Origin of the sequence: Achromobacter xylosoxidans (assembly GCF_002192695.1) — a bacterium.
In the GTDB taxonomy this organism is placed as follows: domain Bacteria; phylum Pseudomonadota; class Gammaproteobacteria; order Burkholderiales; family Burkholderiaceae_B; genus Achromobacter; species Achromobacter xylosoxidans_C.
The window spans coordinates 17,156-40,708 of the sequence record NZ_MTLG01000054.1 but is presented as its reverse complement, the minus strand read 5'-3'; the positions used below and the strand labels follow the sequence as shown (position 1 = coordinate 40,708).

The 23,553-nt window shown below is 66.6% G+C and carries 26 protein-coding genes; 8 read left to right on the top strand and 18 right to left on the bottom strand.

The window, feature by feature from the left end; translation table 11 throughout:
- Positions 1-19: 19 nt before the first annotated feature.
- The 9 genes from paaK to paaA all read right to left on the bottom strand — a co-directional run bounded on the left by paaK (position 20) and on the right by paaA (position 8,176).
- Positions 20-1,333 carry a phenylacetate--CoA ligase PaaK gene (gene paaK / locus BRO63_RS08145; RefSeq protein WP_088139240.1) on the bottom strand — a complete coding sequence of 438 codons (1,314 nt, stop codon included), beginning with the start codon at positions 1,331-1,333 and terminating at the stop codon, positions 20-22.
- A gap of 111 nt (positions 1,334-1,444) precedes the next feature.
- A complete protein-coding gene (gene paaI / locus BRO63_RS08140) occupies positions 1,445-1,915 on the bottom strand; it encodes a hydroxyphenylacetyl-CoA thioesterase PaaI (protein ID WP_088139239.1) in 471 nt (156 codons plus the stop codon).
- Positions 1,916-1,917: 2 nt separating this feature from the next.
- The gene (gene paaG / locus BRO63_RS08135; protein WP_088139238.1) at positions 1,918-2,706 is read right to left on the bottom strand and encodes a 2-(1,2-epoxy-1,2-dihydrophenyl)acetyl-CoA isomerase PaaG; all 789 of its coding nucleotides are present in this window, start codon (positions 2,704-2,706) and stop codon (positions 1,918-1,920) included.
- Between the two features lie 14 nt (positions 2,707-2,720).
- Positions 2,721-4,385: a phenylacetic acid degradation protein PaaN gene (gene paaN, locus BRO63_RS08130; RefSeq protein WP_059379298.1), complete on the bottom strand. Its 1,665-nt coding sequence runs from the start codon at positions 4,383-4,385 to the stop codon at positions 2,721-2,723.
- Positions 4,386-4,433: 48 nt separating this feature from the next.
- Positions 4,434-5,522: a 1,2-phenylacetyl-CoA epoxidase subunit PaaE gene (paaE, locus tag BRO63_RS08125; protein WP_088139237.1), complete on the bottom strand. Its 1,089-nt coding sequence runs from the start codon at positions 5,520-5,522 to the stop codon at positions 4,434-4,436.
- 13 nt (positions 5,523-5,535) lie between these two features.
- Positions 5,536-6,042: a 1,2-phenylacetyl-CoA epoxidase subunit PaaD gene (paaD, locus tag BRO63_RS08120; RefSeq protein WP_088139236.1), complete on the bottom strand. Its 507-nt coding sequence runs from the start codon at positions 6,040-6,042 to the stop codon at positions 5,536-5,538.
- Complete coding sequence (paaC, locus tag BRO63_RS08115; RefSeq protein ID WP_088139235.1) at positions 6,039-6,803, bottom strand: 1,2-phenylacetyl-CoA epoxidase subunit PaaC; 765 nt, start codon at positions 6,801-6,803, stop codon at positions 6,039-6,041. Before paaC ends, paaD begins: the two co-directional genes overlap by 4 nt.
- 15 nt (positions 6,804-6,818) lie before the next feature.
- Positions 6,819-7,103: a 1,2-phenylacetyl-CoA epoxidase subunit PaaB gene (gene paaB / locus BRO63_RS08110; protein ID WP_088139234.1), complete on the bottom strand. Its 285-nt coding sequence runs from the start codon at positions 7,101-7,103 to the stop codon at positions 6,819-6,821.
- An 83-nt stretch (positions 7,104-7,186) separates the two neighbouring features.
- Positions 7,187-8,176 (bottom strand): 1,2-phenylacetyl-CoA epoxidase subunit PaaA, encoded by a 990-nt coding sequence (gene paaA / locus BRO63_RS08105; RefSeq protein WP_088139341.1) that lies wholly within the window; start codon positions 8,174-8,176, stop codon positions 7,187-7,189.
- 173 nt (positions 8,177-8,349) lie between these two features.
- Here paaA and paaX point away from each other — a divergent pair, with 173 nt between their 5' ends.
- Positions 8,350-9,279, top strand: a complete 930-nt coding sequence (gene paaX / locus BRO63_RS08100; protein ID WP_088139233.1) for a phenylacetic acid degradation operon negative regulatory protein PaaX — start codon at positions 8,350-8,352, stop codon at positions 9,277-9,279.
- Between the two features lie 28 nt (positions 9,280-9,307).
- On the opposite strand, the gene BRO63_RS08095 is transcribed toward paaX, so the two are convergent.
- Positions 9,308-9,934: an NAD(P)H-hydrate epimerase gene (locus tag BRO63_RS08095; protein WP_088139232.1), complete on the bottom strand. Its 627-nt coding sequence runs from the start codon at positions 9,932-9,934 to the stop codon at positions 9,308-9,310.
- A gap of 181 nt (positions 9,935-10,115) precedes the next feature.
- Here BRO63_RS08095 and BRO63_RS08090 point away from each other — a divergent pair, with 181 nt between their 5' ends.
- From BRO63_RS08090 to BRO63_RS08080, 3 genes are all read left to right on the top strand, one after another.
- Complete coding sequence (locus BRO63_RS08090; protein WP_088139231.1) at positions 10,116-11,477, top strand: acyclic terpene utilization AtuA family protein; 1,362 nt, start codon at positions 10,116-10,118, stop codon at positions 11,475-11,477.
- A 12-nt stretch (positions 11,478-11,489) separates the two neighbouring features.
- Entirely contained in the window at positions 11,490-11,816 is a 327-nt protein-coding gene (locus BRO63_RS08085; RefSeq protein ID WP_088139230.1) for a DUF4387 domain-containing protein, read from the top strand.
- Between the two features lie 71 nt (positions 11,817-11,887).
- Positions 11,888-12,838, top strand: a complete 951-nt coding sequence (locus tag BRO63_RS08080; protein ID WP_256943260.1) for a tripartite tricarboxylate transporter substrate-binding protein — start codon at positions 11,888-11,890, stop codon at positions 12,836-12,838.
- Positions 12,839-12,841: 3 nt separating this feature from the next.
- Here BRO63_RS08080 and BRO63_RS08075 read toward each other — a convergent pair whose 3' ends face one another.
- Together BRO63_RS08075 and orn are read right to left on the bottom strand one after the other, a co-directional pair.
- On the bottom strand, positions 12,842-13,816 hold the full coding sequence (locus BRO63_RS08075) for a sigma-54 interaction domain-containing protein (protein WP_088139228.1): 975 nt from the start codon (positions 13,814-13,816) through the stop codon (positions 12,842-12,844).
- A gap of 13 nt (positions 13,817-13,829) precedes the next feature.
- Entirely contained in the window at positions 13,830-14,375 is a 546-nt protein-coding gene (gene orn, locus BRO63_RS08070; RefSeq protein WP_088139227.1) for an oligoribonuclease, read from the bottom strand.
- Between the two features lie 137 nt (positions 14,376-14,512).
- Between orn and BRO63_RS08065 the strand changes: the two genes are divergently transcribed.
- Both BRO63_RS08065 and rsgA read left to right on the top strand, forming a co-directional pair.
- Positions 14,513-15,763 (top strand): M48 family metallopeptidase, encoded by a 1,251-nt coding sequence (locus tag BRO63_RS08065; RefSeq protein ID WP_088139226.1) that lies wholly within the window; start codon positions 14,513-14,515, stop codon positions 15,761-15,763.
- Entirely contained in the window at positions 15,760-16,674 is a 915-nt protein-coding gene (rsgA, locus tag BRO63_RS08060) for a ribosome small subunit-dependent GTPase A (RefSeq protein WP_088139225.1), read from the top strand. Before BRO63_RS08065 ends, rsgA begins: the two co-directional genes overlap by 4 nt.
- A gap of 107 nt (positions 16,675-16,781) precedes the next feature.
- On the opposite strand, the gene BRO63_RS08055 is transcribed toward rsgA, so the two are convergent.
- Positions 16,782-17,513 carry a CoA pyrophosphatase gene (locus tag BRO63_RS08055; protein ID WP_088139224.1) on the bottom strand — a complete coding sequence of 244 codons (732 nt, stop codon included), beginning with the start codon at positions 17,511-17,513 and terminating at the stop codon, positions 16,782-16,784.
- Positions 17,514-17,648: 135 nt separating this feature from the next.
- The gene (gene rplS, locus BRO63_RS08050) at positions 17,649-18,029 is read right to left on the bottom strand and encodes a 50S ribosomal protein L19 (protein WP_054423686.1); all 381 of its coding nucleotides are present in this window, start codon (positions 18,027-18,029) and stop codon (positions 17,649-17,651) included.
- A gap of 298 nt (positions 18,030-18,327) precedes the next feature.
- On the opposite strand from rplS, the gene BRO63_RS08045 reads away from it, so the two are divergent.
- Positions 18,328-19,200 (top strand): DMT family transporter, encoded by an 873-nt coding sequence (locus BRO63_RS08045; RefSeq protein WP_088139223.1) that lies wholly within the window; start codon positions 18,328-18,330, stop codon positions 19,198-19,200.
- Between the two features lie 15 nt (positions 19,201-19,215).
- Here the strand turns inward: BRO63_RS08045 and BRO63_RS08040 are convergent, their stop codons facing one another.
- Positions 19,216-19,653: a hypothetical protein gene (locus BRO63_RS08040; protein WP_088139222.1), complete on the bottom strand. Its 438-nt coding sequence runs from the start codon at positions 19,651-19,653 to the stop codon at positions 19,216-19,218.
- 74 nt (positions 19,654-19,727) lie between these two features.
- Positions 19,728-21,074: a PA0069 family radical SAM protein gene (locus tag BRO63_RS08035; protein ID WP_088139221.1), complete on the bottom strand. Its 1,347-nt coding sequence runs from the start codon at positions 21,072-21,074 to the stop codon at positions 19,728-19,730.
- Here BRO63_RS08035 and BRO63_RS34155 point away from each other — a divergent pair.
- Entirely contained in the window at positions 21,073-21,222 is a 150-nt protein-coding gene (locus BRO63_RS34155; RefSeq protein ID WP_179215055.1) for a hypothetical protein, read from the top strand. The two genes, BRO63_RS08035 and BRO63_RS34155, sit on opposite strands and share 2 nt — an antisense overlap.
- Before the next feature lie 63 nt (positions 21,223-21,285).
- Here the strand turns inward: BRO63_RS34155 and BRO63_RS08030 are convergent, their stop codons facing one another.
- Together BRO63_RS08030 and cysD are read right to left on the bottom strand one after the other, a co-directional pair.
- Positions 21,286-22,584 (bottom strand): sulfate adenylyltransferase subunit 1, encoded by a 1,299-nt coding sequence (locus BRO63_RS08030; protein ID WP_088139220.1) that lies wholly within the window; start codon positions 22,582-22,584, stop codon positions 21,286-21,288.
- A gap of 41 nt (positions 22,585-22,625) precedes the next feature.
- Positions 22,626-23,534, bottom strand: a complete 909-nt coding sequence (gene cysD, locus BRO63_RS08025; protein WP_088139219.1) for a sulfate adenylyltransferase subunit CysD — start codon at positions 23,532-23,534, stop codon at positions 22,626-22,628.
- Between the last annotated feature and the right edge of the window lie 19 nt (positions 23,535-23,553).

Here is a 23,553-nt window from a genome sequence, read left to right as displayed (position 1 = left end):
GCGGGCACGGCGAGGGGGCCTACTTCGGCCGCTTGTCGATCACGCGGCGCGCCTTGCCCGTGAGCGTGCGTTCCACATGGCCAGAATCCGACACCTGGATGCGGGCGCTGACGCCGATATGCGTCTTGACCGCATGCTGCAACTGCTTGCCAAGGTTCGCGCGTTCCGCATCCGACAGCGTCGAAAACTCGGCGCGCAGTTCGGTCAGGATCTCCAGCTCGTCCATATTGCCGGTGCGCGACAGCACCAACTGGTAGTGCGGCGCCAACTGGGCGATCTTCAGGACCAGTTCCTCGACCTGGGTCGGGAACATGTTCACGCCGCGCACGATCAGCATGTCGTCGCTGCGGCCGGTGATCTTGCCGATGCGCCGCATGCTGCGGGCGGTCGGCGGCAGCAGGCGCGTCAGGTCGCGGGTGCGGTAGCGGATGATGGGCATCGCCTCCTTGGTCAGCGAGGTGAACACCAGTTCGCCCGGTTCGCCATCAGCCACGGGCTCGCCCGTGTCGGGATTGATGATTTCCGCGTAGAAGTGGTCTTCCCAGACCACGGGACCGTCCTTGGTCTCGACGCACTCGCTGGCCACGCCCGGCCCCATCACTTCGGACAGGCCGTAGATGTCCACGGCGTCGATGCCGGCTTCGGCCTCGATGTCGGCGCGCATCTGCCCGGTCCAGGGCTCGGCGCCGAAGATGCCGATGCGCAGCGAACTTTGACGCGGATCAATCCCCTGACGGCGCTGTTCCTCCAGAATATTGCAGAAGTAGGAGGGCGTGACCATGATGATGTCCGGACGGAAATCGTTGATCAGCTGCACCTGCTTTTCGGTCTGTCCGCCCGACATCGGGATGACCGTGCAGCCCAGGCGTTCCGCGCCGTAATGCGCGCCCAGACCGCCCGTGAACAGGCCGTAGCCGTAGGCCACGTGCACCGTGTCGCCGGGCTTGCCGCCCGCCGCGCGGATCGAGCGCGCCACCAGGTTGGCCCAGTTGTCCAGGTCGCCCTTGGTGTAGCCCACGACGGTCGGCTTGCCGGTGGTGCCGCTGGAGGCATGGATGCGCGAGATGCGCTCGCGCGGCACGGCGAACATGCCGAAGGGATAGTTCTCGCGCAGTTCCTTCTTCGTGGTGAAGGGGAACTTCGAGATATCGGACAGCTGCTTCAGGTCGTCCGGGTGCACCCCGGCTTCATCGAAGGCCTTCTTGTAGTGCGGAACGTTTTCGTAGGCATGCTTGAGCGACCACTTCAGGCGCTCGAGCTGCAGCGCGCGCAGCTCATCCTGGCTGGCATGCTCGATGGGGTCCAGCCCCGGCTTGCTCATGGTGTTGGACATGGTTATCTCTCTCCTGAAATTCTTTCTGCGCGGGGCCGGATCGCAGCGGGCGGAAGCCCTGCCCGCTCGCGGCCCGGCCCGCGGCCGTATGGCTTTGCTTGGCTGGCTGCCTCAAGCGTCCGCGGGGACGCCGACGATCTGGCCCTTGATGCGGTAGGAGCGGCCGCGGAACAACGCCACGTTGCGCCCATCCTGGTTGGTCACGGTTACGTCGTAGACGCCGGTGCGGCCGGCCAGCGAGCGCTCCTGCGCCACCGCCGTCAGCAGATCGCCTTCGAAACCCGGCGCCAGGTAATCGATGGTGCAGCCCGAAGCCACGGTGCTGACATTGCGCGAATTGCAGGAAAAGGCGAAGGCGCTGTCGGCCAGGGCGAAGATGAATCCGCCGTGGCAGGTCTTGTGGCCGTTCAGCATGTCGGCGCGCACGCGCATGGTCAGGCGCGCGTAGCCCGGCGCCATTTCCTCGACTTTCATGTCCAGGCCCTGCGACGCGGCATCGCCTGCGAACATGACGGTGCCGACGGCCTGCGCCAGCTCCTGGGGATCGGCCGGCACTTCGACCGCGGGAACGTGTGCGTTCATTCTCATTGCCCTTTGAATTGCGGTTCGCGCTTGCCCAGGAAGGCGGCCACGCCTTCCGCGTAGTCCGCGCTGCGGCCCAGTTCGCGCATCATGTCGCGTTCCAGGTCCAGCTGCGTGGACAGGTCGTTGCCCAGGCTGGCCTGCATGGCCCGCTTGGTGAACGCCAGACCCTTGGTCGGCGCCTCGGCGAAATGCTGGGCCAGGCGTTCCAGCGTGGCGTCGAATTCCTCGTCCGCCACGCATTGCCAGATCAGGCCCCACTCTTCGGCCTGCTTGGCGCTGAGCTTGTCGCCCAGCATGGCCAGGCCCATGGCGCGGGCGCGGCCCACCAGACGCGGCAGCACGAAGGTGCCGCCGGTGTCGGGGATCAGCCCGAGGCGGCAGAACGACTGGATGAACGTGGCCGAAGCCTTGGCGATGACGATGTCGCCGGCAAACGCCAGGTTGGCGCCCGCGCCGGCCGCCACGCCGTTCACGCCCACCACGACAGGCATGGGCAAGGCGTTGACGCGGCGCACCAGCGGCCCGTAGAACTTGTCGACGGTCTCGCCCAGGTCGGGTGGCGTGCCATCGGCGGCGGGCTTGCGCTCGCTCAGGTCCTGGCCGGCGCAGAAGCCGCGGCCGGCTCCCGTCAGCAGCAGCACGCGCGCGCCCTCGGTCTCCACACGCGTCAACGCGTCGGCCACTTCGCCGTGCATGTTGGCCGTGAAGCTATTCAGCTTGTCGGGACGGTTCAGCGTCAGGCGGGCGATGCCGCCCGACAGGTCGAATTGGATATCCTGGTAGCTCATGTCAGCGGCCCCGTTCAGACATGACGGCGGGTTTGCACCACGCGGAAGCGGTTGGATACGAAAGCCGAATCGGACAGCGCGGCGTTGGCGGCCGGGTTGGCGCCGGTGCCGTGGAAGTCGCTGAAGGCGGCCGTCTGGTTGACGAACACGCCGCCCGTCAGGTTCAGCGACAGCGACACGCCCGAGACTTCCGCCGCGTCCTGCACCTGGTCGGCGACGGCGTCGCTGGTGGTGTAGGCCGACAGCGACAGCGCGCCATGCTTGATGACGCTGTCGCGCGCCAGCTGGATGCTGTGGGTGGTGGAATCGGTTGCCACCACGAAGGCGATCGGGCCGAACCATTCCTGGCTGATGGCGGCGTTGCCGGCTTCCGTGCGCAGCAGCAGCGGCGTGCGGACGCGGGCGTTCTCGAACTGCGGGTGCGTCAGCGCCTTGCTGTCGGCCACCACCGGCAGGCCCAGCGCGCGGGCCTTCTCGATGCGCTCGACGATGCCTTCGTTCTGAATCGCGCCGGTCAGCTCGACGGCCTTGGCCGCATCGGCGCCGACCTTCTCGACCGCGGCGCCCAGGGCAGCCGCGACCTCGTCGAAGCTGACGCGGCCTTCCGGCGTCTGGATGCCGTCGCGCGGCACGTAGATGTTCTGCGGCGCGGTGCACATCTGGCCCGAATACAGGGCCAGCGAGAACGCCAGGTTGCGGGCCACGCCCTTCAGGTCGTCGGTGGAATCGATGATGACCTGGTTGACGCCGGCCTTCTCGGTGTAGACCAGCGCCTGGCGGGCGTTGTTCTCCAGCCAGTCGCCGTTGGCGGTGCTGCCGGTGAAGTCGACGATCTTGACCGCCGGGTCCAGCGCCAGCTTCTGCGCGGTGTCATCGCCGGCGGCGTGCGCGGCCAGCAGCACCACGTCCGGGTCGAAGCCCGCTTCCTGCAGCACTTCGCGCGCCACCTTCACGGTGATGGCCAGCGGCAGGATGGCGCCGGGGTGCGGCTTGACGATGACGGTGTTGCCGGTCGCCAGGCTGGCGAACAGGCCGGGGTAGCCGTTCCAGGTCGGGAAGGTGGAGCAGCCGATCACCAGCGCGACGCCGCGCGGCACCACGGTGAACTGCTTTTCCATGCGGATCGGGTCGTTCTTGCCTTGCGGCTTTTCCCAGACGGCCACGCCGGGGATGCGCGACATTTCCTGCCAGGCGTAGGTCACGGCTTCGAAGCCGCGGTCCTGCGCGTGCGGGCCGCCGGCCTGGAAGGCCATCATGAAGCCCTGGCCGGTGGTGTGCTGGACCGCGTAGGCGATCTCGAAGCTGCGCTTGTTCAGGCGCGCCAGGATTTCCAGCGACACGCCCACCCAGGCGCGCGGGCCGGCGCGGCGCCAGTCTTCCAGCGCACGCTTGGAGGCGGCGATCAGCTTGTCGGCGGGCACGTGCGGGTAGGTGATGCCCAGGTCGAAGCCGAAGGGCGATTTTTCGCCGCCCACGGTGCCGTCGGCGTCATGCAGGTTCAGCGGGAAGGGCTTGCCTTGCAGCGCCTCAAAAGCGGCACGGCCCTCGTCGTTGGCGGTCTCGCCATAGTTGCGGGGGCTGGGCGACTCGGCAAAGGGGCTCCAGTAGCCGCGCAGAGAGGCTGCGGCCATGGCTTGTTCCAGCAGGGGCTGGTGGCGTTCGAAGAATTGTTGGGACACTGCGTCTCTCCAAATGGATATGGTTTTATCTGCCTGGCGCGCGCCGGGTCAGGTTTCCTGGTCGAAGTCGATGACCAGGCGGTCGCTGACCGGAAAGCTCTGGCAGCTCAGGATGAAACCGCGCGCCACTTCGTAGTCTTCCAGGGCGAAGTTGGCGTCCATGTCCACCTCGCCCTCGATGACCTTGCAGCGGCAGGTGGAACACACCCCGCCCTTGCACGAATACGGCAGTTCGATGCCCTGCGCCAGCGCCGAATCCAGCACGCTGTCTTTATTCTTTTCAATCACGAACATACGGCTGTGGCCGTCCTGCACCACGGTCACTTCGCACTGGCCCTTGCCGGGCGCCTGGCGGGCGTCCTGGCCGGTGCGCAATGCGCGCGGCCCCTTGGGTGCGCCGAACAGTTCGAACTTGATGTTCGACTTCGGAATACCGCGGGCCTGCAGCCGCTCGACCACGCTTTCGGTCATGGTCTGCGGACCACAGACAAAAGCGTAATCGATATCCTCGGGACTCATCCAGGCCGCCATCAGCTGGTCGACCTTGTCGCCGTCCAGGCGGCCGTTGAAGAGTTCGATGTCCTGGGTCTCGCGGCTCATGATGTAGACCAGCGAGAAACGCTCCATGTAGAGGTTCTTCAGGTCCTCGATCTCTTCGCGGAACAGCACCGCAGACGAAGCGCGGTTGCCGAAGAACAGCGTGAACTTGCTGTTGGGCTCGGTCGACAACGCGGTCTTGACCAGGGAAAACACCGGCGTGATGCCGCTGCCCACGGCAAACGCCACATAGTGGCGCTGGTTCTTGGGCGCGAAGTCGACGGTGAAGTTGCCGGCCGGCGCCATGACTTCCAGGGTCTGGCCCGGCTGCAGCTCATGGTTGGCCCAGCTGGAGAAGACGCCCTCGTCCACCTTCTTAATGGCCACGCGCAGCAGCTTGTCGTCGGGCGCGGAACAGATGGAATAGGAGCGGCGCTGTTCCTGGCCGTCGAGCTCGGTGCGCAGCGTCAGGTACTGGCCCGGCAGGAAGGCGAACTCTTGCGCCAGCGTCTCGGGCAGGTCGAAGGTCACGACCACGGCGTCGCGCGTGTTGCGCGCCACCGAGGCCACCGTCAGGGAATGGAATTGGTTCTGGCTCATTGCGAAACCGCTCTCAGTGAGTCTTGAAATAATCGAAGGGCTCGCGGCAGGACACGCAGCGATACAGCGCCTTGCAGGACGTGGACCCGAAGTTGCTGACCAGGCGCGTGTCTTTGGAGCCGCAGCGCGGGCAGGCGATGGCGGGGCCGGCCATGCGCCGGCTGATGCCTGAGATGTCGACGGCGCGTTCGGCGGGCGCGGCGATGCCGTAGCCCTTGAGCGCCTCGCGTCCCTTTTCGCTCATCCAGTCGGTGGTCCAGGCCGGCGCCAGGCGGGTTTCCACGCGGACCTCGGCGACGCCGTGGCGGGCCAGGGTCTGCTGGATGTCCTGCGTGATCTCGCGCATGGCCGGGCAGCCGGAGTACGTGGGCGTGATGACCACGACACAGGCCTCGCCGTCCCAGGACACGTCCCGCACCACGCCCAGATCCACCACGGACAGCACGGGGATCTCCGGATCGGGGACCTCCTGCAGCCAGGCGTAGACCTGGTCGGCGGAAACGGGCGCCAGCGCGTTCACCAGGTGGCTCCCGGATAGGCGCGCGGCAGGAACTGCATCTCGGCGAGCACGTAGCCCAGTTCCTCGGTGTGCCTGCCCTGGCGTCCGCCACGGTACGCCAGATGATTGGCGGCGGCTTCGTCGGGCGCGGTCAGGGTGGCTTCTTCCAGCACTTCGCGCACATGCGCCAGCCAGGGCTGGCGCAGGGCCGACAGCTCACAGCCGATGCCGCGGGCGGCGACGTCCAGGTCGACGGCGTCGTCGGCGAACAGCTCGCCGGTGAAGCGCCAGGCGTCATCGATGGCCGCCTGCATCTTGGCATGGCTTTCCGCCGTGCCGTCGCCCAGGCGCACCACCATGTCCGAGGAACGGCGCACGTGGTAGGTCACTTCCTTGATGGCCTTGGCCGCGATGGCGGCGACGCGCTCGTCCGTCGACTGCTCCAGGCGCTGCAACAGGAAGTAGTGCCAGACGTCGAACAGGAACTGGCGCGCCATGGTGTCCGCGTAGTTGCCATTGGGGCGTTCGACCAGCAGCAAGTTGTGGAACTGGTGCGCGTCGCGCAGGTAGGCCAGCGCGTCTTCGTCGCGGCTGGCGCCTTCGACCTCGCCCGCCAGCGTCAACCACATGCGGGCCTGGCCCAGCAGGTCGAGCGCGGTGTTGGTCAGCGCCAGGTCTTCTTCCAGGATCGGGCCGTGGCCGGTCCAGGCGCCCAGCCGCTGCGACAGGATGAGCGAGGAATCGCCCAGGCGCAGCAGGTATTCAAACAGAGTCTTGTCCATGTCTCCCCCGCCGTCCTACATGTGCTTGATTTCTTCGGGCATCGGGAAGAACGTCGGATGCCGGTAGACCTTGCTGTTGGCCGGTTCGAACAGCGGATCCTTGTCGCCGGGGCTGCTGGCCGCGATATCGGAGGCACGCACCACCCAGATGCTCAGGCCTTCGTTGCGGCGCGTGTAGACGTCGCGGGCGTGGTTGATCGCCATTTCAGCGTCGGATGCGTGCAGGCTGCCGACGTGCTTGTGCGCCAGGCCGTGCTGGCTGCGGATGAACACTTCCCACAGGGGCCAGTCTTTGCTCATGATGGATGTCCTTGAATGCCGGGCGCGCGCCGCGCGCTCCGGTTTGCAATGGTGGTGAAGAAGAGTCGTGTGCGGACGATGGCTCAGGCAGCTTTGCGCTCGGCCTGCTTGTCGGCGTAGGCGACCAATGCGTCGCGCACCCAGGCGCCGTCCTCGTGCGCCTTGACGCGCGCGGCCAGGCGTTCGCGGTTGCAGGGGCCATTGCCCTTGAGCACCGCGTAGAACTCGGACCAGTCGATCTCGCCGAAGTCGTAGTGGCCGCGTTCGGCGTTCCACTTGAGCTCGGGATCCGGCACCTTCAGGCCCAGGTATTCGGCCTGCGGCACGGTCTGGTCCACCATCTTCTGGCGCAGCTCGTCGTTGGAGAAGAGCTTGATCTTCCAGGCCATGGACTGGGCGCTGTTGGGCGAGTCGGCATCGGACGGGCCGAACATCATCAGCGCGGGCCACCACCAGCGGTTCAGCGAGTCCTGCACCATGGCCTTCTGCTCGGGCGTGCCGTGCAGGCACATCTGCATCAGCAGGTCGTAGCCCTGGCGCTGGTGGAAGGACTCTTCCTTACAGACGCGCACCATGGCCCGCGCATAGGGGCCGTAGGAACAGCGGCACAGCGGGATCTGGTTGATGATGGCCGAGCCGTCGACCAGCCAGCCGATCATGCCGATGTCGGCCCAGCTGAGCGTGGGGTAATTGAAGATGCTGGAGTACTTGGCGCGGCCGGCGTGCAAGTCGTCGATCAGGTCGTCGCGCGACACGCCCAGGGTTTCCGCGGCGCTGTACAGGTAGAGGCCGTGGCCGGCTTCGTCCTGGACCTTGGCCAGCAGGATGGCCTTGCGCTTGAGCGAAGGCGCGCGGGTGATCCAGTTGCCTTCGGGCAGCATGCCGACGATTTCGGAGTGCGCGTGCTGGGAAATCTGGCGCACCAGCGTCTTGCGGTAGGCGTCCGGCATCCAGTCCTTGGCCTCGATGCGGACGCCGTCGTCGATCCGGCGCTGGAACGTCTGTTCCCGGCCTTCGAGCTGGTCCGCGGTCTTGACCTGCTTGACGCCGGTTTCGACGAGTTGAGCGTACATGTTTGTCTCCTTGAAGACGGTTTGCGAAAACGCAAAGCAAACGTTGCGCAGTGCCGTCATGTCATAGGCGGATTATTTAATACAAAAAATTCATTGTCAAACTCAAATCTGTATCACATTGGATTTATGTATCATATTGCGGATCCCGATATCGGCCGCCCCGGCCCCCTCTAATGGCAAACCCTCAGTCGCCCCTGGACCGCTTTCTGTCACGCCTGATCAAGAACGATCCGCCGCGCGCGAAATCGCTTTGCGTCAGCCTGCTTGGGGACGCATTGGCGCCGCACGGCGGCGCCATCTGGCTGGGCGACCTGATCGAACTGCTGGCTCCGCTGGGCATCAACGAACGGCTGCTGCGCACCAGCGTGTTCCGCCTGGTGGCGCAGAACTGGCTGCAGTCGGAACGCCACGGGCGGCGCAGCCTCTACCTGATTTCCGAGCAGGGCCTGCGCCACACCGCGCACGCCTCGCAGCGCATCTATGTCGGCCCGCCCCAGGAATGGAACGGCGAATGGACGCTGGTCGCCCTGCCGCGCACCGGCAACGGGCTGGCCGAACGCGCCGAGCTGCGCCGGGAACTGGTCTGGGAAGGTTTCGGCATGATCGCGCCCGGACTGTTCGCGCATCCGCACACCGAGGCGAGCGCCGCGCACGACATCCTGGAAAAGCTGGGCATCCCCGACCGCGCGCTGGTGCTGTCGGCGCGCGACCTGGCCGGCGCGGGCGGCCTGCCGATAGCCAGCCTGGCCTCGCAATGCTGGAACCTGGACGAACTGGCCGAGCAGTATCGCCAGTTCTCCAAGAATTTCGGTCCGCTGGAAAAGCTGCTGGAAACCCCGCCCGCGCCCGCCGAGGCGTTCATCGTGCGGGTCATGCTGCTGCATAGCTGGCGCCGCATCGTCCTGCATGACCCGCAACTGCCGGGCCCGATGCTGCCCGAGGACTGGCCCGGCCATGCCGCCCGCGAGATCTGCGGCCGCATCTACTGGCAGGTGTTCGACGCGTCGGAAGCGCATCTGGATGCGCTGGCCGGCCGCGACAACGAACGCTACGCGCCGCTGGCGGCCGACATCGCTTCGCGCTTCGGCGGCAAGCCCGCCTAAGTCAAGACGCCAAGACGAGCCCTTCGGATCAGGCCTGCGGGGCGATGGTCACGCCCAGCGTGTCCACTGCCGACACGCTGCAGGCGTCGCGTCCCGGGCCTGGCCGTTCCAGCCCCCTCGCCCGGCCGATGAACGACAGCGTCCAGCGCGCCCGGATGGGCCGCCCCAGCGCCTCGCCGCTATCCGCGTCTATGCCGCTGGGCACGTCCAGCGCCAGCACCGGCACGCTCCAGGCGTTGACCGTGTCCACCAGCGCCTGCCAGTCCGCGCCCAGCGGGCGATTCAAGCCGATGCCGAACAGGCCGTCGATGACAAGTTCCGGCACGAAGCCCGGTTCCAGCTCTGACCAGGTTTCACCGCCCGCGGCCAGCCAGCCGGCATAAGCGCGGGCGGCATCGGCCGGCAGGCGCTGCGGGCCTGACGGCAACAGCACGCGCACGTCATGCCCCATGGCGCGCAGGCCGGCCGCGGCTTCCAGCGCATCGCCGCCATTGTTCCCTGGCCCCGCCAGCGCCAGTACCCTCGCCCCCGGGCCGACCTGCGCCGCCGCGTAACGGGCCGCAGCCGCCCCCGCCAGGGACATCAAGTTTCTGCCGGCGGCCAGGGCCTGGCGTTCGGCGTCGCGGATCCGGGCGACCGAGTATGAAGATGGCATCGCTTTTTATGTGTGAAACTCACGCATTGCGTGAAAATTTACCCGCATATTCAAAGGAACTGCGCCGCCAGCCCAGCAAATTCGCGGGATTTTCGCGTCTTGCCGGCTGGCACGCATCTTGCGTTGTAGTCATGGCCGGTACGAGCGAGACCGGACGACTCAACTGAAAGAGACTACACCCATGCGTTCCATGAGCATCATCTGCCCGAACGGGCACTTAGGATTCGCCCCCTTGCGCACCGAGAGCTTCCAGCTCGGCGTCGCCGCCGGGCCGGACTGCATCGCCGCCGACTCGGGCAGCGACGACGTGGGTCCCGTGCCGCTGGGCTCCGACACGTCCACCAGCCCGCAAGCCTGGCAGCGCCACGACCTGGAACAGATGCTGCTGGCCGCGCGCAAGCTGGGCGTGCCCATGGTCATCGGCTCTGCCGGCGACACCGGCTCCAACAGCCGGGTCGACTTGTACGTGCGCCTGATCAAGGAAATCGCCGCCGAGCACAAGCTGGCGCCGTTCAAGATCGGCTATTTCTATTCCGAAGTCGACAAGGAGCGCGTGCGCCGCGCGCTGCGCGACGGCCAGCAGGTGGCGGGCCTGGACGGCTATGCCGACCTGACCGAGGCCGAGCTCGACGCCAGCGACCGCATCGTGGCGGTGGCCGGCGTGCATCCCTACATCAAGCTGCTGGAAGCGGGCGCGGACGTCATCATCGGCGGCCGCAGCTCGGACGCGGCCGTGTTCGCCGCCCCGGCCCTGCACCAGGGCTACGACGCCGACCGCGCCTATTACCTGGGCAAGGTCCTGGAGTGCGCCTCGTTCTGCGCCGAACCCTATGGCGGCAAGGAAACCGTGATGGGCGAAATCTCGGCCGAGGACGTGCGCGTCACGGCCATGCATCCCGACCAGCGCTGCACCATCGCGTCGGTCGCGGGCCACGCGATGTACGAGCGTTCCAATCCCTACGAAGAATTCTTCGCCGGCGGCCGGCTGGACATGGCCGAATGCCGCTACGAGCAACTGAGCGAGAAAACCACCCGCATCACCGGCTCGCGCTTCGAACCCGCCGCCCAGGTGCGCGTGAAGCTGGAAGGCTCCGGCAAGGTCGGCGAACGCTACATGGGGCTTTGCGGCATACGCGATCCCTACACCATCGCCAACGTCGACCGCGTCATCGCCTGGGCCCGCGACAAGGTGCGCGAACGCTTCGGCGACTCGGGCTATGAGCTGCACTACAAGGTCTACGGGCGCGACGGTGTCATGGGCGAGCTGGAGCCGCTGCGCGACCAGCCCGGCCATGAGCTGTGCGTCATGGTCCAGGGCGTGGCGCCGACCGCCGAAATGGCCGAGGAGCTGACGCTTACGGGCCTGCGCCAGATGTTCTACGCCCGCCTGCCCGACGTGAAGGGCACGGCCGGTTCGGTGTCGTTCCCGCTGGACGAGGTGGTGCGCACCAGCGCCGCCTACCGCTGGACCCTGAACCACACGCTGCCGGTGCAAGACGCCGGCGAACTCTTCCCGACCCACCTCACCGAGGCTGGCGCCTGAGCCGGCAAGACCATGAGCACCCAGAAACTCAGCACCCTGGCCAAGACCATCCGCAGCAAGAACGCGGGCGTGAACAAGATCACCTTCGACATCATCTTCCGCGAGCCGGCGACCTACGAGGCGGTCAAGCGCTCCGGCGCGCTGACGCGCGCCAGCATGGCGGCCCTGTACCGCATCGACGACAACCGCATCTCGGACTTCGTGCATTACGATCCCGGCCTGGCCATCAAGTTCACGATCTACCGGCTGGCTCCCAGCGGATCCGCGGGCGACGGCGACATCTTCGGCGCGCAGCAGTACGCGCCGCTGCTGGACGTCGCTGTCCCCATGCCGGACTGAACGCCGCGGGCGCCGCGTCCGGCGCCCGCCCCAACCCTCGCTCTCCCAGAGAATCGATCATGAAAGCGCTCATGCAAACAATGTTGTTCCTGGCGGCTTCCCTGCTGGCCGGCGCGGCAGCGGCCCAGACGGATGTGCCCAAGCAGGTCAAGATCGTGGTGCCGTTCACCGCCGGCGCCAGCAATGACGCGATCGCCCGCGCGATCGCGCCGCAACTCGCGGCCCGCCTCGGCAATACGGTGATCGTGGAAAACCGCGGCGGCGCGGCCGGCGCCATCGGCTCCGAGTACGTGGCCCGCTCGGCCAAGGACGGCTCGGTGCTGCTGTTGACCTCGTCAACCTTCCTGACCACCGCCGCCACCCAGCCTCACCTGCCCTACGACCCGCTCAAGCAGTTCGCGCCGGTGGCGATGATAGGACAGGGGCCGCTGGTCATCGCCGCCTCGGCGCAGACGCCCTACACCTCCTTGAAGCAGCTGCTGGAAGCGGCGCGCGGCAAGCCGGGCGCCCTGAACTACGGCAGCGCCGGCGTCGGTTCGCTGGCGCATCTGGCCACGGTCATGCTGGACGACGCGGCGGGCACGGAGATGACGCACGTGCCCTACAAGGGCGCGGCCAATGCCGCCTCCGACCTGGCCGGCGGCCTGATCCACGTGATGCTGTCCAACTACAGCACGCTGGCGCCCGTGGTGCAGGGCAAGAAGGTCAAGCTGCTGGCCACCACGGCGCAGGCTCCCTCGCCGGCCTTCCCCGACCTGCCGCCGGCCGCCCAGGCCTTGCCGGGCTACTCGGTGCAGATCTGGGTGGGCGTGTTCGCGCCGGCGGGCACGCCGCAGCCCTACATCGACAAGCTCAACGCCGCGCTGGTCGACATCTCGGCCTCGCCGGAAATGAAGGCATTGCTGGATCTGGACGGCACCGTGCCGTCGCGCATGGACAGCGCCGAATTCGGCGCGCGCGTGCGCGAGGAGCTGGCGCAGTGGCAAGGCATTGCGCGCAAGCACAACATCAGCGCGGAATAGTCTTCAGCCGTCCAGCCCCAGCTTGAGCATCTGGTGGCGCAGGGCGTGCCGCGTGAGCCCCAGGGACTCGGCGGCGCGCCCCAGGTTGCCGTCCTGGGCTTGCAAGGCCGCTCGGATCAGGCCGCGCTGGAACTGCGCGGAGAGTTCGGCATAACTGCCGGCTGCGGCGGGCGAGGCCGCGGGCGCGGACTTGCCCGCTTCGCGCAGGATGCGCTGCGGCAGGTGGCGCGCCAGCACCGTGTCGCCGTCTTCCAGGATGCAGATCCGCTCCAGCAAATTGCTGAGTTCACGCACATTGCCCGGCCAGGCGTAGGCCTTGAAGATACGCTGGACCTCGGGATCGATGACGGTAAAGCGGCTGCCGTGAGTGGCGTTGTAGCGTTCCAGGAAACGCTGCGCCAGCACGATGACGTCGTCGCCGCGCTCGCGCAGCGGCGGCAGGTTGATCGACACCACCTGCAGTCGGTAATAGAGGTCGTCGCGGAAGCGCCCGGCCTGCACTTCCCCCAACAGGATCTTGTTGGTGGCGGCGATGAAGCGCGCATCGACCGAGACTTCCTGGACCGAACCGATGCGGCGGAAGCGCCGGCTGTCCAGCAGGGTCAGGATCTTGGCCTGCATGACCGGATCCAGCTCGCGGATCTCGTCCAGGAATACGCTGCCGCCATTGGCCGCTTCGAGCAGCCCGGTCTTGCGCGCCACCGCCCCGGTGAACGCCCCGCGTTCATGGCCGAACAGTTCGGATTCCAGCAGATTGCCCGGGATGGCGGCGCAATTGATCTCGGTATAGCCCTTGGCCGCGCGCGCCGACTGCGCATGCAGGTTGCGGGCGACCAGCCCCTTGCCGGTGCCGGTTTCGCCGTAGATCAGGACGATGCTGGCCTTGCTGCGCGCGACCCGGCCGACCAGATCGCGCAGGGCCGCCATCGACGGGTGATCCCCGATGAGCGGCTCGCAGGCGGACGGGGCGGCGGGCATGGGCGGGTACCGCTTACACCTTCAGGAAGTGTTCGCGGTAGTACTTGAGTTCATCGATCGACTCGTAGATGTCGGCCAGCGCTTCGTGGCGGCTCTTCTTTTCGAAACCCTTGTACACAGCCGGCGCCCAGCGGCGCGCCAGTTCCTTCAGCGTGCTCACGTCCAGGTTGCGGTAGTGGAAGAACTGCTCCAGGCGCGGCATGTAAGCAAACATGAAGCGGCGGTCCTGGCTGATGGTGTTGCCGCAGAGCGGCGACTTGCCGGCCGGCACGTGCTGCGCCAGGAACGCCAGCAGCGTATCCTCGGCCTTGGCCTCGGAAATGGTGGAGGCCTTGACCTTGTCGATCAGGCCGCTCTTGCCGTGGGTGGACTTGTTCCAGCTGTCCATGGCATCGAGCAGGCTGTCGGGCTGGTGCACCACCAGCACGGGGCCTTCAGCCACGACGGTCAGGTCGGGCTCCGTCACCACCACGGCGACTTCGATGATGCGTTCTTTCTCGGGGTCCAGGCCGGTCATTTCCATGTCCAGCCAGACCAGGCGGTTTTCATTCACAGCCATATAATTTGCCTATAAGGAATACCCCGGCGCCGCGCCTTCGGCTTGCTGCCCCCAACGGAGCGCTTCCTGCCTTGGAACCGCCAGACGGTAAAACACACGATTTTCGCACACACCTACTTGAGCACACCGCATCGCCCATGTTCACACTGCTGTTCGTTGCCTTCCTGCTGACCGATATCGCCGTGCGCCTGTGGCTGGCTACGCGGCAGATCCGCCACGTCGCGCTCCACCGCGACCAGGTGCCGTCCGAATTCTCCCATCGTATCGGCCTGGCCAGCCATCAGCGCGCGGCGGACTACACGGTGGCGCGGGTCAAGCTGGGCATGCTGGAACGCACCTACGACGCCATCCTGCTGGTATGCCTGACGCTGATGGGCGGGCTGCAGCTCATTGACCTGCTGGTGGCCCAGCTTACCGACAACGACTTCCTGCGGCAGATGCTGCTGCTGGTCGTGGTGGCGCTGCTGCTGGGCGTGCTGGGCCTGCCCTTCACCCTGTGGCGGCAGTTCAAACTGGAAGCGCGCTTCGGCTTCAACCGCATGACGCCGGGCCTGTTCGTCGCCGACGCCGTCAAGGGCCTGCTGGTGGCCGCCGTGCTGGGCCTGCCGCTGGCGGCCGCGGTGCTCTGGCTGATGGGCAGCGCGGGCGCCTACTGGTGGGTGTGGGCCTGGGCGCTGTGGACGGCGTTCAACCTGGCGCTCCTGATCATCTACCCGATGTTCATCGCCCCGCTGTTCAATAAATTCACGCCGCTGTCCGACCCGGAGCTGGCCGGACGCATCCAGCGCCTGGCACAGCGCTGCGGCTTTGCGCTCAACGGCCTGTTCGTGATGGACGGTTCGCGCCGCTCGGCCCACGGCAATGCCTATTTCACGGGTTTCGGCCGCTCGCGCCGCATCGTGTTCTTCGACACCCTGCTGGCGCGCCTGAACGGCGACGAGATCGAGGCGGTCCTGGCGCACGAGCTGGGCCATTTCGCCAAGCGCCACATCGTCAAGCGCATCGTCTTCAGCTTCGCAGCCGCGCTGGTTTTCTTCGCCATCCTGGGCTGGATCTCGCAGCAACCCTGGTTCTACGTGGGACTGGGCGTCATGCCGCAGCTGGGCGGACGCAACGACGCCATGGCGCTGCTGCTGTTCTTCCTGGTCATCCCCGTCTTCACTTTCATGCTCACGCCCGTGGCCAGCTGGTACTCGCGCCGCGACGAGTTCGAAGCGGACCGCTACGCGGCCGAACAGAGCTCGCCGGAACGCCTGGTGTCCGCGCTGGTCAAACTCTACGACGACAACGCCGCCACCTTGACTCCCGACCCCGTGCACTCCGCCTTCTACGACAGCCATCCCCCCGCCGCCGTGCGCATCCGCCACCTGACGGCGGCCGCCGCATGACCGCGCCGGCAGCCGGACCCAACGAAGGCCGCATCATCGCCGCCCACGGGCGCCACTACACGGTGGAGCTCGCCGACGGCACGCTGCGCAAGTGCTTCCCGCGCGGCAAGAAGGCAGGCGCCGCCGTGGGCGACCGCGTGCGCATCACGCCCCAGGGCAAGGACGAAGGCGCCATCGACGCCATCCTGCCGCGGCGCAACCTGCTGTACCGCTCGGACGAAATGCGTTCCAAGCAGTTCGCGTCCAACGTCGACCAGCTGCTGATCGTGGTCGCCGTGCAGCCCACGTTTTCGGACGACCTGACCGGACGCGCCCTGGCCGGCGCCTGGAGCGCGGACATCGCGCCCATCATCATCCTCAACAAAACCGACCTTGCCGACGAACTGCCCGCGGCGCGCGCGCGGCTGGCGCCGATCGCCGCGCTGGGCGTGGACGTGATCGAACTCAGCGCGCGGGAGCCCGAAAAGGTGCATACGCTGCTGGCGCCGCGCCTGGCCGGACACACCAGCCTGCTGCTGGGCCAGAGCGGCATGGGCAAGTCCACGCTGCTCAACGCCCTGGTGCCGGACGCCGCCGCCCCTACCCGCGAACACTCCACCGCGCTGGACATGGGCAAGCACACCACCACCAGCACGCGGCTCTATCACCTGCCCGCGCCAGGCGGCGACCTGATTGATTCGCCGGGCTTCCAGGCCTTCGGCCTGCAGCATCTGAGCCGCGAGGACATCATCCGCGGCTTCCCGGAGTTCACCAAACCCATCGAGCAGTGCCGCTTCTACAACTGCACCCACCGGCAGGAGCCCGGCTGCGGCGTGGTGGCGGCCCTGCAAGCCGGCGCGATCGATCCGGCGCGCTACGCCTTGTACCAGCGCATCCTGGAAGAGAACCTGGCCGGGCAGCAGCGCTACTAGGCGCCCCATTGCGCAAGGCCTGAAGCGCCAAACCGAACGCGATTCCGCAATGAATACGGCCCCATCCAGGGGCCGTATTCATTGATGGCGCAAAGCGCCGGAAGGCATCAACGCGGCGTGAAGCCGTGCCGCAGCAGGTGGTAGAGATTGCGCAGCATGCCCGCCGTCGCGCCCCAGATGAAATGCTTGCCATAAGGCATGCCGTAATACTGGCGCACCCGGCCGTCGTCCAGGCGGGCTTCGTACAGCCGGTGGTTGGCGGGATCCATCAGGAAGGACAGCGGCACCTCGAACACTTCCGCCACCTCGAAGGCATCGGGCGCCAGGTCGAAGCCCGGACGCACCAGCGACACCACCGGAATGATGGAAAAGCCCGTCGCCGTCAGATACGGCGGCATGCTGCCCAGCACTTCCACGTGATTGGCGGGCAGCCCGGTTTCTTCCTGCGCTTCGCGCAAGGCCGCGGCCTCCGGCGTGGAGTCGCTGGTTTCGATGCGCCCGCCCGGAAAGCTGATCTGGCCGGCATGGTCATGCAGGTGAGCGGCGCGCTGCGTCAGCATGATGTGCACGCCGTTGTCGCGCGTCACCAGCGGAATCAGCACGGCCGCTGGCACGGGCACGCCTTCGCGGCCCGGATAACGCAGGTCGGTGTCGCGCGACAGCTCCAGCGTCCAGGTGGACGGCTGGCTGAGCGTGCCCCGCAACAAATCCGGGGTCAACAGGCTGGCGGGCACGGCCGGCAAGGACGCGTTGGCCACCACCCAGGGTTGCGTCGCCGGATCGAAGCCGGGACGCGCCAGCGGCCGCCGGGGCCGCGGGGAAAACGAGGAATCAGACATACGTCTCTGCAAAAGACTCTGCAAAAAGAAAAAGGCACCCTCGCAGGTGCCTTTTTAACCCGGAAACCCGTGCCGAACGAAAACGCTGGATGGCGTGAGCGTCCGACACTGGTAGGGCCGTGTGCCGATAAGCGATCAAGCCGCCGGGGCTTGCTTGCTGACCAGCTTTTCCTTGATACGCGCCGACTTGCCCGAGCGGTTGCGCAGGTAGTACAGCTTGGCGCGGCGCACGTCGCCGCGGCGCTTGACTTCGATGCCGGCGATTTGCGGCGAGTACAGCTGGAACGTACGTTCCACGGCTTCACCCGACGAAATCTTGCGCACGGTGAACGCGGAGTTCAGGCCGCGGTTGCGCTTGGCGATCACGACGCCTTCGAAAGCCTGCACGCGCTTGCGGGTGCCTTCAACGACGTTCACGCTCACGATGACGGTGTCACCAGGAGCAAATTCAGGCTTGGCTTGACCGCCGGTCAGACGGGCAATTTCTTCCTGTTCCAGGATAGCGATAAGGTTCATGAGAACTCCTAGATCATCATGTCTTTGCGGACTAAAACTTTTGCCGTTCGATGTTGTTCACGCGGCTTCCGCAGGATTGCGCTGTACGCACAAGCCCGCATCCGTCGCGTGTTGCACGGCCAACTGGCGGTAGGGCCAGCTCCCGTTGCATGTGCCGCAAGCAGAGGATGAGATTTGGCAAACCAATGATTCTACACCAAAAATCGCTCCGGGCATCAGGTAACATGACCCCGGTTCTCGCGGTTTGGAGTACCCTTCCGTCTTCTGTAACAAACACGTCATCTGGCGCTGTTCCTTCATGTCGTATTCGTCCCTGATATTGGTCGTCCTGGCGGCAATGGCCCACGCCACGTGGAATCTGCTCGCCAAGCGCGCGGCCATGGTGGGCGCTCCCTTCGTCTTCGCCTATGGATTGTGCGCCTCGGTGCTGTACGCGCCGTGGGTCATCTGGGTGCTGTTGCACGACGGCATGACCTGGAGCTGGCCAGTGGTCGCCGCCATCCTGACCTCCAGCCTGTTGCATCTGGGCTACAGCCTGTGCCTGCAACGGGGCTATCAGGTGGCCGACCTGTCGGTGGTCTACCCCATCGCCCGCGGCACCGGGCCGCTGCTGTCCACCACCGGCGCCTTTCTGCTGCTGGGCGAACCCGCCACCAGCACCGGCATCATCGGCATGCTTTGCGTGGTGGGCGGCGTGCTGCTGATCGCGACCCAGGGCCGCCTGGCCATCTTCAAGCAGGCCCAGGCCTGGGTGGGCGTGCGCTGGGGCGTGGTGATCGGCCTGTTCATCGCGGCCTACACCGTGGTCGACGCCTATGGCGTGAAGGTGCTGTTGATCAGCCCCGTGTTGTTCGACTGGTTTACGTGCGTCACCCGCACGACCATGATGGCCCCCCACATGCTGCGCCGCCGCCCCCAATCCTGGGAGGCCATGCGTGGACACTGGCATCTAGCCTTGGCCGTGGGCCTGCTGTCGCCGTTGGGATACATTCTGGTGCTGTACGCCCTGCGCAACGGCGCGCCGCTGAGCCTGGTGGCCCCTGCGCGGGAAATGTCCATGATGCTGGGCACCCTGGCCGGCATGTTCCTGCTGCGCGAAAAAGTCGGACCGGGCCGGCTGGCCGGCTGCCTGGCCATCCTGGCGGGCGTCATTCTGCTGGGTTCGAGCTGACGAGCCCTGTTCCGCTCAGAAGCCCGCGGCCGCACCCAGCCACATCAGTCCGGGGATGATCGCGCCCCAGGCCAACACCATCACCACATCGATCACCATGGCCTTCATGGTGACCTGAGCCGTCACAGGCTCCACCGTGGCGTTGCCCAGGCAGCGCTCGCGCGCGGCCGGCGCAACCGGAACTGCAGGCGCAGGCATCGGCACCGGCGCGACGACAGCCTGGCCGGTCACTGCGTCCGCTTCGGCGGGCACCGGCGGAAACGGCCAGCGAGCCGGTGCGGAACCGGGCCGCACGCGACGGCGCGGTTCAACACCGGCCGCTGACGTGTTCCAGGGCAGCGCCATGCCTGCCACCCTGGCGCACCAGGCGCGAGCGCGGTTCGTGCCGCGGCGCAGCGGGTTCAGCGTGACGACGAGCTCGTCCGACAAGACGGAAATATCAGCGGTGTTCATAGGGAACTCCTAGCAAAGATGGTCCAGCTCCAGGGCGTAGCCCCCCGGCAGGCATCCGCGGCGACAGCCGGCGGTCAATCGAACAATGACAACTGGCCTGCGGCCATGGCTTGCAACTGGCGCGCTGCGCGCCCGTGCGCGCCGCCGGCTGCGGGCGATACGGCAGAAAAAGGGACCCCTGAAGACGCTTGCGCGCCAACCGGGGATAGGAAATCGGCAGCCCCCGCCGATGCGGCGGGGGGCAGGAAGCGGTCGCAATCCAAGGCCAGCCGGTGGCGGTTCAGGCCCAGTTTGCGGGTGGCGATGGTGAAGCGCTGGCGCAGCAGATCGGCCCACACGCCGGTGCCGCGCATGCGCGACCCGAAATTGGGGTCGTTGCGGCGGCCATTGCGCAGGTCTTCGATGCGATGCAGGACGCGCTGGGCGCGGTCCGGGAAATGGGCGTTGAGCCAGTCCTCGAACAGGGTCTTGACCTCCCAGGGCAGGCGCAGGACGGTGTAGCTGGCGTAGTGCGCACCGGCCGCCTTGGACTCCTGGAGGATGTGTTCCATGGACTCGTCGTTGATGAACGGAATGATGGGCGCCACCAACACGCCCACCGGCACGCCGGCGTCGGTCAGGCTGCGCACGGTTTCCAGCCGGCGCCATGGGGCGGCTGCGCGCGGTTCCAGCGTGCGGGCCATGCCGGCGTCCAGCGTGGTGATGCTCATGTACACCACCACCAGCTTCTGCTCGGCCAGGGCGGCCAACAGGTCCAGGTCGCGGGCGACCAGCGCGTTCTTGGTGACGATGGTGAGCGGATGGCGGGTTTCCAGCATCAGTTCCAGCAGGCCGCGGGTCAGCCGCCATTCGCGTTCGATGGGCTGGTAGGCGTCCGTGGCGGAACCGATGTTGATGGGAGACGGCTTGTAGCCGGGCCGCGCCAGTTCGGCGCGCAGGGCCTGGACCGCATTGGCCTTGGCCACCAGCCGGGTTTCGAAATCCAGCCCGGGCGACAGGCCCAGGTAGGAATGGGTGGGCCGGGCGTAGCAATAGACGCAGCCATGTTCGCAGCCGCGGTACGGATTGACCGCGACGTCGAAGGGAATGTCCGGCGAATCGTTGCGCGACAGCATCTTGCGCGCTTCTTCGGCGGTGACCGTGGTCTTGGGAGCGGCCGGCGCGATGCGCGCATCCGGCAGGATGGGAATGACGCGGGCAGCCGTTGGCTCGCCGGAGGCTGCTTCGGGGAAATTATCGGGGACGGAATCTACGAAGTCGGCGGGCAGACCGGAGGAAGACCAGCCGTCGTCGACCTGCACGCGGTCATCGCGCTGAAAGCGATGCCGAACATTAGTAACCGCACCCCGACCGCGCAAGGCGGCGGGGGCGGCAGCCGGGGACCCAGAACCGGCGAGAAAAGAATGATCGGTGCGTGCCATGAAAACTACTGTACAAAAACACAGTGGTTTTGACAAGCACCAAAAGCCTTTTCGTAAGACAGCCCCACTTTACCGCAAGACGCCGACGCCGTCCGGACAAATCGATTTCATCAGACGAGATCGCCCGGAAACCCGCGCCAATGCTTGATCTAGCAGAAAAACAACAGGTTCTGCAGGGCTGCAGACCCGTTGTTTTTCGTCCTCTTGCGGATTAGCGCAACATGCCTGCCGCAGCAGTCTGGTGCGTGGCCTCGTCGATCAGGATGAACGCGCCCGTCGCGGGCACATCGGCATAGCGATCGACCGCCAGCGACTCGCGCGTGGTGATCGTCACGCGTCCGATGTCGTTCATGCGCAGCGTGCCTTCGGTGTTCTCCACTTCCTGCAGTTCGTGGATGTCGCGATGCGACAGCACCGCGCGGATCTTCGCCGAGGTCAGGCGCGTGCCTGACTTCAGCAGATACTTGCGCGCCGGATTCAAGGCCTGCGCATCGAGCCAGCACAGCTCGGCTTCGAACTCGCGCGTGACCTGCGCCGGCGCCGACGCATGCACGATCACGTCGCCGCGCGACACGTCCACGTCGCGATCCAGCACCAGCGTGATCGAGTCGCCCGCCACCGCTTCATCCAGCGCGCGGTCGAAGGCCCGCACTTCGCTCACGATCGCCGTCACGCCCGAGGGTTGCACCGTGATCTCGTCGCCCGGCCGCAGCACGCCGCTTGCGACGCGGCCGGCATAGCCGCGGAAGTCATCCTTGCGGCTGCCATCATGGCGCGCCACCCATTGCACCGGAAAGCGCAGCGGCAAGGCGCGACCGTCGCTCGCCAGGTCCAGCGATTCCAGCAGGGCCAACAAGGGCTGTCCTTCGTACCAGGGCGTTTGCGGCGACAGCGTGACGACGTTGTCGCCGTTCAGCGCCGACAGCGGCAAGGCGTCGAAGTGCTCGATGCCCAGCTTGCCCGCCAGGTCCGCATAAGCGTCGCGGATGCGTTCGAAGACGGCGCGGTCCCAGTCCACCAGGTCCATCTTGTTGACCGCCACCACGATGTGGCGGATGCCCAAGAGGCGCGCAATGGTGCTGTGGCGCTTGGTCTGCGGCAGCAGCACGCCGTCGGCCGCGCGGGTGGCGTCGATCAGGATGACGGCCACATCCGCCGTCGACGCGCCGGTAACCATGTTGCGCGTGTACTGCTCGTGCCCCGGCGCATCGGCGATGATGAACTTGCGCGCCGGCGTCGAGAAATAGCGGTAGGCCACGTCGATCGTGATGCCCTGCTCGCGCTCGGCCTCCAGGCCGTCCGTCAGCAGCGAAAAATCGATACCATCGCCCGCCACGCGCTTGTGCTTGGCGCGCGAGATCGCGTCCAGCTGGTCGGCGAACACGCCCTTGCTGTCATACAGCAGGCGGCCGATCAGGGTGGACTTGCCGTCGTCCACCGAGCCCGCGGTGATCAGGCGCAACACGCCCGTGTCGGCGCCGGAAAGAAAAGAATCGTTTAGTGCGTTCATGTGCGTTCCTGGTCGCCGGCGGATGCCGGCGTGTCATGCGATCAGAAATAGCCTTCCTTCTTGCGGCGCTCCATCGAGGCCTCGGAAGTCTGGTCGTCCATGCGCGTGGCGCCGCGCTCGGTAATGTCGGTCACCGCGGTTTCGGCGATGATGGCGCGGGTGTCGGCGGCGTCGGACGCCACCGGGCAGGTGCAGGAGATGTCCCCCACCGTGCGGAACCGCACCTGCAGGCGTTCGACCTGCTCGCCGTCCTGCGGCGGAGTCAGCCGCGTGACCGGCACCAACAGGCCCTTGCGGCGCACGACCTCGCGCTGGTGGCTGTAGTAGATGGACGGCAGCGCCAGCTGCTCGCGCTGGATGTACTGCCAGACGTCCAGTTCGGTCCAGTTCGAGATCGGAAACACGCGCATGTTCTCGCCCCGATGCACGCGGGTATTGAACAGGTTCCAGAGTTCCGGGCGCTGCGCCTTCGGATCCCACTGGCCGAATTCGTCGCGGAACGAGAAGATGCGTTCCTTGGCGCGGGCCTTCTCCTCGTCGCGGCGCGCTCCGCCGATGCAGGCGTCAAAGCCGAATTCCTCGATCGCCTCCAGCAGCGTCACGGCCTGGGCGGCGTTGCGCGAATCGGTCTCGCGGCGCAGCACCACACTGCCGCGCGCAATCGAATCCTCGACGCTGCGCACGATCAGGGTCTCGCCCAGCTCGGCGGCGCGCTCATCGCGGAAGGCGATCACTTCGTCGAAGTTGTGGCCGGTATCGATGTGCATCAGCGGGAACGGAAAGCGTCCCGGCCGGAAGGCCTTCTCGGCCAGGCGCAGCAGCACCACGGAGTCCTTGCCGCCCGAGAACAGCAGCACGGGTTTCTCGCTTTCGGCGGCCACCTCGCGCAGGATGAATATTGCTTCCGATTCCAGCCAATCCAGGTGGCTGCGTTGGATCACAGCAGACATATGCACTTCCCCTAAAACA

Excerpts from the sequence above, each read along its gene's own strand:
- paaG (WP_088139238.1), bottom strand. The coding sequence starts at position 2,706 with ATGAGCTACCAGGATATCCAATTCGACCTGTCGGGCGGCATCGCCCGC.
- paaA (WP_088139341.1), bottom strand. The coding sequence starts at position 8,176 with ATGTACGCTCAACTCGTCGAAACCGGCGTCAAGCAGGTCAAGACCGCG.
- paaB (WP_088139234.1), bottom strand. The coding sequence starts at position 7,103 with ATGAGCAAAGACTGGCCCCTGTGGGAAGTGTTCATCCGCAGCCAGCAC.
- orn (WP_088139227.1), bottom strand. The coding sequence starts at position 14,375 with ATGGCTGTGAATGAAAACCGCCTGGTCTGGCTGGACATGGAAATGACC.
- BRO63_RS08040 (WP_088139222.1), bottom strand. The coding sequence starts at position 19,653 with ATGAACACCGCTGATATTTCCGTCTTGTCGGACGAGCTCGTCGTCACG.
- BRO63_RS08090 (WP_088139231.1), top strand. The coding sequence starts at position 10,116 with ATGCGTTCCATGAGCATCATCTGCCCGAACGGGCACTTAGGATTCGCC.
- BRO63_RS34155 (WP_179215055.1), top strand. The coding sequence starts at position 21,073 with ATGAAAACTACTGTACAAAAACACAGTGGTTTTGACAAGCACCAAAAG.
- BRO63_RS08045 (WP_088139223.1), top strand. The coding sequence starts at position 18,328 with ATGTCGTATTCGTCCCTGATATTGGTCGTCCTGGCGGCAATGGCCCAC.
- BRO63_RS08030 (WP_088139220.1), bottom strand. The coding sequence starts at position 22,584 with ATGAACGCACTAAACGATTCTTTTCTTTCCGGCGCCGACACGGGCGTG.
- BRO63_RS08075 (WP_088139228.1), bottom strand. The coding sequence starts at position 13,816 with ATGCCCGCCGCCCCGTCCGCCTGCGAGCCGCTCATCGGGGATCACCCG.
- BRO63_RS08085 (WP_088139230.1), top strand. The coding sequence starts at position 11,490 with ATGAGCACCCAGAAACTCAGCACCCTGGCCAAGACCATCCGCAGCAAG.
- BRO63_RS08035 (WP_088139221.1), bottom strand. The coding sequence starts at position 21,074 with ATGGCACGCACCGATCATTCTTTTCTCGCCGGTTCTGGGTCCCCGGCT.
- BRO63_RS08065 (WP_088139226.1), top strand. The coding sequence starts at position 14,513 with ATGTTCACACTGCTGTTCGTTGCCTTCCTGCTGACCGATATCGCCGTG.
- paaI (WP_088139239.1), bottom strand. The coding sequence starts at position 1,915 with ATGAACGCACACGTTCCCGCGGTCGAAGTGCCGGCCGATCCCCAGGAG.
- BRO63_RS08080 (WP_256943260.1), top strand. The coding sequence starts at position 11,888 with ATGCAAACAATGTTGTTCCTGGCGGCTTCCCTGCTGGCCGGCGCGGCA.
- rplS (WP_054423686.1), bottom strand. The coding sequence starts at position 18,029 with ATGAACCTTATCGCTATCCTGGAACAGGAAGAAATTGCCCGTCTGACC.
- BRO63_RS08095 (WP_088139232.1), bottom strand. The coding sequence starts at position 9,934 with ATGCCATCTTCATACTCGGTCGCCCGGATCCGCGACGCCGAACGCCAG.
- BRO63_RS08055 (WP_088139224.1), bottom strand. The coding sequence starts at position 17,513 with ATGTCTGATTCCTCGTTTTCCCCGCGGCCCCGGCGGCCGCTGGCGCGT.
- cysD (WP_088139219.1), bottom strand. The coding sequence starts at position 23,534 with ATGTCTGCTGTGATCCAACGCAGCCACCTGGATTGGCTGGAATCGGAA.
- paaX (WP_088139233.1), top strand. The coding sequence starts at position 8,350 with ATGGCAAACCCTCAGTCGCCCCTGGACCGCTTTCTGTCACGCCTGATC.
- rsgA (WP_088139225.1), top strand. The coding sequence starts at position 15,760 with ATGACCGCGCCGGCAGCCGGACCCAACGAAGGCCGCATCATCGCCGCC.
- paaE (WP_088139237.1), bottom strand. The coding sequence starts at position 5,522 with ATGAGCCAGAACCAATTCCATTCCCTGACGGTGGCCTCGGTGGCGCGC.
- paaC (WP_088139235.1), bottom strand. The coding sequence starts at position 6,803 with ATGGACAAGACTCTGTTTGAATACCTGCTGCGCCTGGGCGATTCCTCG.
- paaK (WP_088139240.1), bottom strand. The coding sequence starts at position 1,333 with ATGTCCAACACCATGAGCAAGCCGGGGCTGGACCCCATCGAGCATGCC.